The organism is Dethiosulfatibacter sp., assembly GCF_983023055.1.
Genome location: NZ_CEZJXU010000032.1, coordinates 1 through 10,250, shown reverse-complemented (window position 1 = coordinate 10,250; position 10,250 = coordinate 1). Strand labels below are relative to the sequence as shown.

Below are 10,250 nucleotides of genomic sequence, written 5' to 3'. Positions count from 1 at the left end.
TCTATCAGAGAATGACAAATCCCCTCTAATACTAAGGTCCCATGGAGTTGGTAGATATGCCTATAGATTTTGTGAAGACAATAATATAAAAATTATTGATGCTACTTGTCCAAAGGTAAAAAAAATACATAAAATTGTTGATGAATACAGCAGCATGGGTTACAATATAATGATTTTCGGAAACGATAATCATCCTGAAATCATTGGTATCAAAGGATGGAGCAATGGAAATGTCTTTATTTATTCGGATCTTGACGACTTTCTTGAAAACCATAGAGAGGAATTGACCAAGAGTTGTATAGTATTTCAAACAACTTATAATACTGAAAAATTTAATAAAATAAAAGAATACTTTAATAATTCACCAAATAATGATATTATATTTAATAGCACTATATGCAACGCTACCGAGCGTAGACAAAACGCATGTAGAAAGCTTGCTAATGAATGCGACACTGTATTGGTAATTGGCGGAAAACAAAGCTCCAATACAAAAAAACTATATGAAATTAGTAAGGAAATCTGTGAGAATACATTCTGGATAGAAAATTCTAATGAAATTCCTTATGATTTAATAAATAACACAAAAAAATTAGGTATTACCGCGGGTGCATCCACCCCATTATGGATAATCGAGGAGGCCATTTTAAATGTCAGAAAAAAATGAAATGCAAGAACTGCTGGAGAATTTTGAGTTTGTCAAAATTTATCCAGGTAAAAAAATAAAAGGAACAGTTATTCTTGTAAATCCGGATTCAGCTTTGGTGAATTTCGGGTACAAAAGTGACGGAATAATTGAAAAAGAAAACTATACACATGAAAAGATTGAAGACTTAAGCACTATTTTAAATGTTGGTGATGAAATAGAAGCGATAGTTGTTAACAGCACAGGTGACGACGGAAACGTTGTATTGTCTAGAAAACAATTCGAACAGGAAGAGAAGTGGAACGATGTTGTTGCACTGTTCGAAAAAGGTGAGAAAATTGAAATCACTGTTGGAAAGACAAATGAAAAAGGTGCAATTGTTTACCTTAAGGGATTCAGCGGATTTATTCCTAGATCTCACCTTTCTAAAAACAGAAATGTTGAACCTGAAGATTTTGCGGGCAAAACTATGGAAGTTGAAATAATCGAAGCAAAAATGAAAAACGGAAAAAACAAGCTTATTTTCTCAAGAAAGAAAATAGAACTTGATGAAGCCAGAATAGTAGAGCAGGCTGCATGGGAAGCTCTTGAAGTTAAAGAAAATTACGATGGTAAAGTAAACAGACTTGCTGATTTTGGTGCGTTTGTTGAAATCAACGGTATTGAAGGACTTCTTCATATCAATGAGATATCATGGAACAGAATCAAACATCCTTCAGAGGTATTGACTATAGGTGATTTGGTTCAGGTTAAAGTTCTTAAGAAAGACGTAGAGAAGAGAAGAATGTCATTAAGCTTGAAGGCAAACCTTCAGAAGCCTTTTGAAATATTTGACGAAAACAACACTGTAGACGAGATTGTATCTGGAAAGATAGTATCTCTTACAAACTTTGGTGCTTTTGTACAAGTTGAAAATGTACAAGGTCTTCTTCACGTATCTGACATATCATGGGACAAGGTAAATCTTCCTGAAGATGTGCTGAATGTTGGCGATGAGATTCAGGTTAAAATACTTAAGATTGATGTTAAGAACGAAAAACTTTCTCTTGGAATGAAGCAGCTTTCTGAAGATCCTTTTGCAAAATACACTAAGGATAAAAAGAGATTTGACATTGTTAAGGGAACTGTTAAAAGCATGACTGTAGAAGGAGCTGTAATTCAGCTTGGTGAAGAAATTGATGGATTTGTTCCTTTAAACAAGGTTTCTAAGGATAAGCTTAGAACTCCTGCACAGATTCTTGAAAAAGATCAGGAAGTTGAATGCAAGATAATTGATATAAACAGAAAAAACAAAACTATCAAACTTTCAATGATTATAGAAACAGAAGCTGAAGTTAAGGAAAAGAAAAGCAGCAAAGATGCGGTGAGTTATACACTAGGTGATGACAACTTTACAATCGGGGATTTATTTAAAAAGAAATATTAGTTGAAATATTAGTTGAAATAAAAGTTGTTAGTTTCTGACTAACAACTTTTTTCAATTGAATAGAAAAGTTTATTATAAAGGGATATAAGGAAAAAGTAGGTGATATGATGAACAAACAATTTTTCATAGAAACATTTGGTTGCCAGATGAATGAATACGACTCTGAAAAAATAAGCGGTCTATTGTATTCACAGGGATATTTAGAAACAACAGAAAAAAAAGAAGCAGATCTAATCATATTCAACACATGTCTCATAAGAGAAAACGCAGAATTAAGACTTTATGGAAAGCTTGGCGCCATAAAACAGCTAAAACTTGATAATCCGTCAAAGATTATTGCCATATGCGGTTGCATACCACAAAATGATGAAATAAGAGAATATATTTTAAAAAAGTATAAATATATTGATCTTGTTTTTGGAACAAACACTTACGATAGACTTCCTGAACTGCTCTTTGATATAGAAAATAAGAATGAAAGAGTAGTGTCAATATTAAAGGATAGCGATAATTTAGAAGAAAACATACCTAAAAAAAGAAAATTCAGCCACAAGGCTTTTGTAAATATTATGCACGGATGTAATAATTTTTGTTCATACTGTGTAGTACCCTATACAAGGGGCAGAGAAAAAAGCAGGGATTTCCACGATATTGTCAAAGAAGTTCAAGTTCTTGGACTAAAGGGATACAAGGAAATCACACTTCTTGGACAAAATGTAAATTCATATGAATATGAATCAGATAAGACCTATACTTTTGCAGATTTGCTGAGAGAACTGAACAAAATTGAAACTATTGACAGGATTAAATTCATATCATCACATCCAAAGAGTGTAACTGATGATTTCATCAAAGCTATGAAAGAATGCGACAAGGTTTGCAATCAATTGCATCTTCCCATACAATCTGGTAGTACCAAAGTTTTGAAAGAAATGAACAGAAAATATACAAGAGAAAAATATCTTGCAATAATTAGAAAACTCAAAAAAGAAATTCCTGACATAGCAATTTCTTCAGACTTTATAGTAGGCTTTCCTGGTGAAAGTGAAGAAGATTTCCAGGAAACATTGGACCTTGTAAAAGAAGTAAGGTTTGATTCTGCATTCACCTACCTTTATTCAATACGTCCCGGCACACCTGCCGGTAAAAGGGAAGATCAGATAGATGAAAAATTAAAACACCAAAGATTTGACAGACTTCTGGATATACTCTATCCAATATTTGAAGAAATTAATATTTCACATATAGGAAAAACGGTAAAAATAATAGTGGACAATGTCAGCAAGAATGATGACAGCTATATGACTGGTAGAACAAATTCGAACAAGATTGTACATTTCAAAGGCGGCGAGGAGCTTCTTGGGAAACTTGTCAATATTAAAATAGAAAAAGCAAAGACTTGGTATATGGAAGGTACAAGAATTGGATAAGAAAAAGAACAAACTCACTCCAATGATGCTACAATATATGGAAATCAAGGAAAAACATAAGAACAGCATTTTATTCTTCAGACTTGGGGATTTTTATGAAATGTTCTTTGATGATGCCCTTACTGCGTCAAGAGTACTTGAAATAACACTTACTGGTAAAAACTGCGGCTTGGAAGAAAAAGCTCCTATGTGCGGCATTCCTTATCATTCAGCCAAGGGTTATATATCAAAGCTTGTTCTAAAGGGCTACAAGGTTGCTATTTGCGAGCAAGTAGAACCTCCTTCCTCTGCAGGTATTGTTAAAAGAGAGGTTGTACGTGTTATCACTCCTGGTACAGTAATTGACAATGATATGCTTGATGAGAAGCAAAACAACTACTTAAGTTCTGTTACTGTTCTTAAAAATTCATGTAGTATTTCCTATGTCGATGTTTCTACTGGAAATATGTTGTCAACGGAATTCAAAGACCATATAAACGATAAAAATATTATTGATTTGTATAATGAAATCTGCAAGATAAAACCTTCTGAAATATTGTCAAACAAAGACCTTGAAGAAATTTTTTCGGAACACAAACTAAACAGTTTGGATACTGTACTAAAAAACTTGAACATTACAGACCAGGGTACCGATACTGATTACTATTTAAACATGATAAAGGATCATTTCAAGGTTATATCGACAGAGGTTTTTGGAATTTATGCTGAAGACAAAGCTTCAATTTTGTCTATAGGAAATCTTTTGGAATATCTATATTCGACACAGAAGATATCCCTTGATCATATAAATCAGCTTGATTGTTACAAGACAGACGATTATATGATTATCGACAATAGCACTAGAAGAAACCTGGAGTTGACAGATCCTATAAGAGGCATCGACAAGAAAAATACAGTGTTCAACGTCATTGACCATACAAAGACGGCCATGGGTGCACGAAAGCTTAAGAAATGGCTTCTCGAGCCTCTCCAAGATTTAGAATCTATTAGATACAGGCATGATGCTGTGGAAGAGCTGTATAATAATATAATTGTTTCCAACAATATCAGAGAACATATGAAGAGCATATACGATATAGAAAGACTCATGAGTAAGATTACCTATGGAAACTGCAATGCAAGGGACTTGAATTCCCTTAACCAGTCAATTGAAGTTCTTCCTGATCTTAAGTTCGATGTTTCTTCACTTGATACAAAACTATTCAATGAAATATCCAAAGAGATGGATACACTTCATGATATTCATGACATGATTGCTACAAGTATTGTTGAAAACCCTCCTGTCACCATAAAAGAAGGAAATCTTGTTAGGGACGGCTACAACGATGAGCTTGATGAGCTTAGAAACATATCAGTAAATGGAAAGGAATGGCTCAACGGACTCATTGACCAGGAAAAAGAAAAGACTGGAATAAAAAACCTGAAAATAGGATTCAACAAGATATTTGGATACTATATTGAAGTGACGAAATCATACCTTGGTCTGGTTCCTGAGGAATACATAAGAAAGCAAACTCTGGCAAATGCAGAAAGATACATCACTCCTGACCTTAAGGATATGGAAGTGAAGATTCTAAATGCGGAATCAAAGATTGTAGACATTGAATATGAAATATTCAATGATATTAGACTATTTGTAAAAAATCAGATTGAGAGGATTCAAAAATCCGCCGAAATGGTTTCCACTGTGGATGCTTTGAATTCGCTATGCACTACTGCATTAAAAAACGGATATATAAGACCTGAAATCACTGAAAACGGTGTAATAAATATTGTCAATGGAAGACATCCAGTCATTGAAAAGGTATTGAAAGATGAAAGGTTCATTGAAAATTCAACTTACCTTGACAAGGATGAAAACAGGTTTTCCATAATAACAGGACCAAACATGGCAGGCAAGTCAACATACATGAGACAGGTTGCCCTCATAACAATTCTTGCACATATTGGTAGCTTCGTTCCTGCAGAGAAGGCTCAGATATCTCTTGTAGACAAGCTTTTCAGCAGAGTAGGTGCATCAGACGACCTGTCAAGCGGACAGAGTACTTTTATGGTTGAAATGTCAGAAGTTTCAAACATCATAAATAATGCTACTGAAAACAGTCTCATTATCCTTGATGAAATAGGACGTGGAACTAGCACCTACGATGGTTTGAGCATTGCCTGGTCTGTTACGGAATATATAACAAATAATATAATGGCAAAGACGCTTTTTGCTACCCACTATCATGAACTTTCAGAGTTGGAAGACAAGATTAAGGGTATAAACAATTACAAGATAATGATTAAGGAATCAGGAGAAAATATAATTTTCTTGCGTAAAATAACCAAAGGAAGTATAGATAAAAGTTATGGAATTCAGGTTGCAAGACTTGCAGGACTTCCTAAAAACATAATAAACAGATCCTTCCAACTGCTTGATAAGCTTGAGGAAATAGATCTTAACAAAAAGAATTCCTTAAACTTTGCAGATACCAAAAGCGATGATGAAGCGTCAAATTCTGAAAACGAAAGAATGGAGCAGGTTTCCTTTTGGAACTATGATGCTAGATACAAGGATTTCATATCCGAAAACATACTGAATCTTAATATCAATTCAATGACTCCTCTTGATTCTCTGAATATGATGAATGAATTGATAAAAAAAGCCAGAGAACTGGGTGATTAAATGAGTAAAATTAAACTTCTTGATGAAAAGACAATAGACAAGATAGCTGCCGGCGAGGTAGTTGAACGTCCTTTTTCAGTCGTCAAGGAACTGGTTGAAAATTCAATAGATTCTATGGCAGATGAAATAGTTGTCGAAATCAAAAATGGTGGTAAAAGCTATATAAGGATTACAGACAATGGAAGCGGAATAGCCAACGATGACATTGGAATATCAGTTCTAAGACACGCTACCAGTAAAATAAGGACTGTTACGGATTTGTACAGCCTAGACACCTTGGGATTTCGTGGTGAAGCCTTGTCAAGCATTTCGGCTGTATCAAAGTTTGAATTGACGTCAAAAACAGAAGATGAGGAAATGGGAAGGACAGTAAAGATTTCTGGAGGCACAACATTATCCGAACAGTTTACAGGTGCTCCAAATGGAACTACTGTAATTGTAAGGGATCTGTTCTACAATATTCCCGCTAGAAAGAAATTCCTTAAGACAGACAAAAGTGAAGGCTCTGCAATAACAGACCTTATAACCAGATTATCTCTCATAAATACTGATATTTCATTCAAGTTGATCAGGGATGGCAATATAATCCATACAACACCCAAAAAAACTACTGAACTTAATGTAATAAGCAGTGTTCTTGGTAGTGATTTTTCAAAATCACTAATGGAAATAGAGTATTCATCTGATACCATAGACATTAGAGGCTATATAACAAATCTGAATTATTACAGGGCAAACAGAAAAATGCAGTTGATTTATGTCAATGACAGGTTTATTATGGATAAGGATATATCATCATCCATTGAAAAAGCATATTCAACAATGCTGCCTTGGAGTAAATTTCCAGGATTCATACTTTATATAACTCTGGATCCTTCTGAAATTGATGTGAATATTCATCCTCAAAAGTCTAAAATTAAATTCAATGACATGAAATTTTTAGAGGACCTTCTGTTTTCTCTTATAGCGAAAAAACTTAGAAGTAAATTTCTTTCAAAATCAGTAAAGAAAAATGTCAACAGCAACAAAGCAAGGTCTGGCAATATGACTTCTGACATAGTTTCAGAACAGATTAAGGTTTTTACTCCGGAAGAGATATCTGACGGGTTCATACTCAATCCCATTGACTTGGCTGATGATATAAAGTTAGAAATAGAAAATACAGATATTTCGAATAATTCAATTCACGATCTAACATCAAAGAAACTGGCTGACAGAACATATGATGGAACTAATGATGATGAATATTACAATTCTGTAGAAAACACTGAAACAAATGCTGATAATCTAATTGTATTTGAAAAAGGCACCATGGATAATCCATACCATATAGTATTCAAGGAATTGATATATATAGGTTCTGTATTTGATTCATACCTTATATATGAAGACAGAATCAATGGAAACATGTTTCTTATGGACCAGCATGCAGCCCACGAGAGGGTTAACTATGAAAAATTCATCAGTCAGTTCAACACGTCTGATATAAAGGTTCAAAACCTTCTGGTACCTGAACTTGTACATCTAGAGCTTAAAGAATATGACAAGGTTTTGGATAATCTTGATACCTATGCAGAGCTTGGCTTTGATGTTGAGGACTTCGGTTCGAAAACAATAAGGATATCGGCTCTTCCTTTCATATTTACAAATGGAGACATTAAAAGGATATTTTATGACATCCTTGACAATATAGACTTGAAAAAATCTAATGGAAATATGGGCGATTATCTTAATAAACTCATCAAAAAAGCTTGTGTGGCGTCTGTAAAGGCAGGAGACAAACTTAAAAAATCAGAGATTGATAATCTTCTCAATGAATTGTCAAGATGCAGTTCACCATTTACCTGTCCTCATGGCAGGCCTATATGGATTAGATACAGCAAGCATGAGATTGAAAAATCATTTAACAGGGTTAATTAGGTGAAGATATGAAGAAAAAAATCATACTTATTGTAGGTCCAACAGCTTCAGGCAAAACTTTTGCTTCTGTTGAAATTGCTAGATATCTCAACAGTGATATAATATCTGCTGATTCCATGCAGATATACAGGCAAATGGACATAGGAACTGCAAAAGTTACTGAAGAAGAAAAAAAGGGTATATTACATCATATGATTGATATCGTGGACCCGGATGTTCCTTATACAGTTTCTGAATTCAAGGAAAATACTGAAAAAATAATAGAAAAGCTTCATTCGGAAAACAAAATTCCCGTAATAGCAGGTGGAACCGGTCTCTATGTAAATTCAATTATATATGATTTGAATTTTTCAAATACTGTATCTGACCCTGACATAAGATTGGAACTCGAAACATTACTGGAAGAAAAAGGCAAAGAATATCTTCACGAAATGCTTAAAACCTTGGATCCTGGTTCAGCTGAAAAAATCCACTGCAACAATGTTAAAAGGGTTGTGAGAGCCCTTGAGGTATGCAGAATAACAGGAATACCATTTTCCGAACAAAATACAGACTTCAGAAAAAATTCAGAGCAATATGATTTCATTATTATTGGTCTTGATATGGACAGGGCAATACTTTATGACCGCGTCAATGAAAGAGTTGATGAAATGATTGAAATGGGTCTTGTTGAAGAAGTAACGTCTCTCATTGACAAAGGCTTCAAAAAAGAGCTGCAGTCAATGCAGGGTATAGGATACAAAGAAATCACAAGTTTTCTTGACGGAGAAATACCTCTTGAAGAGTCAGTAAGACTCATTAAAAGAAACTCACGAAGGCTTGCCAAAAGACAATTTACATGGTTCAGACCGGATAATAGGATAAAATGGATTAATGTTAATCCTAAAAATAAAAACAAACTAATAGATGATATAAAAATCTACCTAAGTGAAAGGGGAATACAAAATGAAACAAGTAATTAATTTACAAGATTCTTTTTTAAACCAAGCAAGAAAGGACAAAATCAACTTAACTATATTCTTGACAAACGGAGTCAAGTTGAAAGGTCTTTGTAAAGGATTTGACAACTATGCAGTAATATTTGAATACAATGGAAAGCAACAGCTTATCTATAAACATGCCATTTCGACCATAGTACCTGATGTTAACATCAAATTCGATGTACAATAAGGTGATTTAGTTGATTAAAAATAATTTATGTAAACTATTCGGGGTTAGTGATGATATTTCTAACCTTATTTCAATGGCTGAAATTCAGTTAGATGATAATTTCAAGGAAATAGACAAGATAAAAGAATATAATCAATTCAAAGTAATCAAAGCAATGCAGGAGTCAAATCTGAACTATACAAATTTTTATTGGAACACAGGGTATGGTTACAATGATCCAGGTAGGGAAAAGGTTGAAGAGATATACTCAAGAATCTTCAATACCGAAGATGCCCTTGTGCGTCCAAATATAGTTTCAGGAACCCATGCATTATACCTTACACTTTCAGGTATAACTAAACATGGCGATACAATAGTTTCCATTTCAGGAACTCCCTATGACACCATGCTTACAGTTCTGGGTGAAACAGGGGATGAAGCAAATAACCTGAAATACCATGGAATAAACTATCGTGAAGTTGATCTGATAGATGATGAGGATTTTGATCTAGATAAAATAGACAGTTCCATAGACGACTCCACACGTGTAATAATGATACAAAGATCAACGGGCTATTCTGAAAGAAAAGCAATAACTGTAGATAAAATGAAGGAATGCATTTCGCATATAAAGTCCAAACATAGAGATATCGTGATTATGATAGACAACTGTTACGGTGAATTTATTGAGGAGTTTGAACCAAGCGACTTCGGTGCGGATCTTGTTGTTGGATCACTAATAAAGAATCCTGGAGGTGGTATAGCTCTCACAGGAGGATATATTTGCGGAAAGAAAAATCTTATAGAAATGATATCAAACAGACTTACATCACCAGGTATTGGAAAAGAAGTAGGACTTACCTTCGGACAAACCAGAAATATACTTCAGGGACTTTATATGGCTCCATCGGCAGTAGGGGAATCTCTAAAAGGTGCTCTTCTCATAGCCCATATCTATAAGGAACTTGGATATGATATCATTCCTGAAATTGATGATGAAAGAAGCGACAT

The 10,250-nt window shown here is 34.2% G+C and carries 8 protein-coding genes; all 8 read left to right on the top strand.

The annotated features are described in order from the left end of the window. The coding region (gene ispH, locus AC3AX0_RS02535; RefSeq protein WP_487548731.1) for a 4-hydroxy-3-methylbut-2-enyl diphosphate reductase at positions 1-667 on the top strand (667 nt) is incomplete at its 5' end. Further along, positions 651-2,072 carry a S1 RNA-binding domain-containing protein gene (locus AC3AX0_RS02530; RefSeq protein ID WP_487548730.1) on the top strand — a complete coding sequence of 474 codons (1,422 nt, stop codon included), beginning with the start codon at positions 651-653 and terminating at the stop codon, positions 2,070-2,072. The genes ispH and AC3AX0_RS02530, both read left to right, overlap by 17 nt. A 107-nt stretch (positions 2,073-2,179) precedes the next feature. Continuing rightward, complete coding sequence (miaB, locus tag AC3AX0_RS02525) at positions 2,180-3,502, top strand: tRNA (N6-isopentenyl adenosine(37)-C2)-methylthiotransferase MiaB (RefSeq protein ID WP_487548729.1); 1,323 nt, start codon at positions 2,180-2,182, stop codon at positions 3,500-3,502. Positions 3,503-3,524: 22 nt separating this feature from the next. Beyond that, complete coding sequence (mutS, locus tag AC3AX0_RS02520; protein WP_487548732.1) at positions 3,525-6,170, top strand: DNA mismatch repair protein MutS; 2,646 nt, start codon at positions 3,525-3,527, stop codon at positions 6,168-6,170. Further along, on the top strand, positions 6,171-8,090 hold the full coding sequence (gene mutL / locus AC3AX0_RS02515; RefSeq protein WP_487548728.1) for a DNA mismatch repair endonuclease MutL: 1,920 nt from the start codon (positions 6,171-6,173) through the stop codon (positions 8,088-8,090). It abuts the gene before it with no gap. Between the two features lie 8 nt (positions 8,091-8,098). Then, positions 8,099-9,052, top strand: coding sequence for a tRNA (adenosine(37)-N6)-dimethylallyltransferase MiaA (gene miaA / locus AC3AX0_RS02510; RefSeq protein ID WP_487548727.1), 954 nt, complete (start codon positions 8,099-8,101; stop codon positions 9,050-9,052). Next, positions 9,036-9,260 carry an RNA chaperone Hfq gene (gene hfq / locus AC3AX0_RS02505; RefSeq protein ID WP_487548726.1) on the top strand — a complete coding sequence of 75 codons (225 nt, stop codon included), beginning with the start codon at positions 9,036-9,038 and terminating at the stop codon, positions 9,258-9,260. The genes miaA and hfq overlap by 17 nt, the downstream gene beginning before the upstream one ends. A 73-nt stretch (positions 9,261-9,333) precedes the next feature. After that, on the top strand, positions 9,334-10,250 hold a 917-nt coding region (locus AC3AX0_RS02500), incomplete at its 3' end, for a methionine gamma-lyase family protein (RefSeq protein ID WP_487548725.1).

Coding starts and splice junctions, on each gene's coding strand:
- miaA (WP_487548727.1), top strand. CDS start 8,099: ATGAAGAAAAAAATCATACTTATTGTAGGTCCAACAGCTTCAGGCAAA.
- mutL (WP_487548728.1), top strand. CDS start 6,171: ATGAGTAAAATTAAACTTCTTGATGAAAAGACAATAGACAAGATAGCT.
- miaB (WP_487548729.1), top strand. CDS start 2,180: ATGAACAAACAATTTTTCATAGAAACATTTGGTTGCCAGATGAATGAA.
- mutS (WP_487548732.1), top strand. CDS start 3,525: ATGATGCTACAATATATGGAAATCAAGGAAAAACATAAGAACAGCATT.
- hfq (WP_487548726.1), top strand. CDS start 9,036: ATGAAACAAGTAATTAATTTACAAGATTCTTTTTTAAACCAAGCAAGA.
- AC3AX0_RS02530 (WP_487548730.1), top strand. CDS start 651: ATGTCAGAAAAAAATGAAATGCAAGAACTGCTGGAGAATTTTGAGTTT.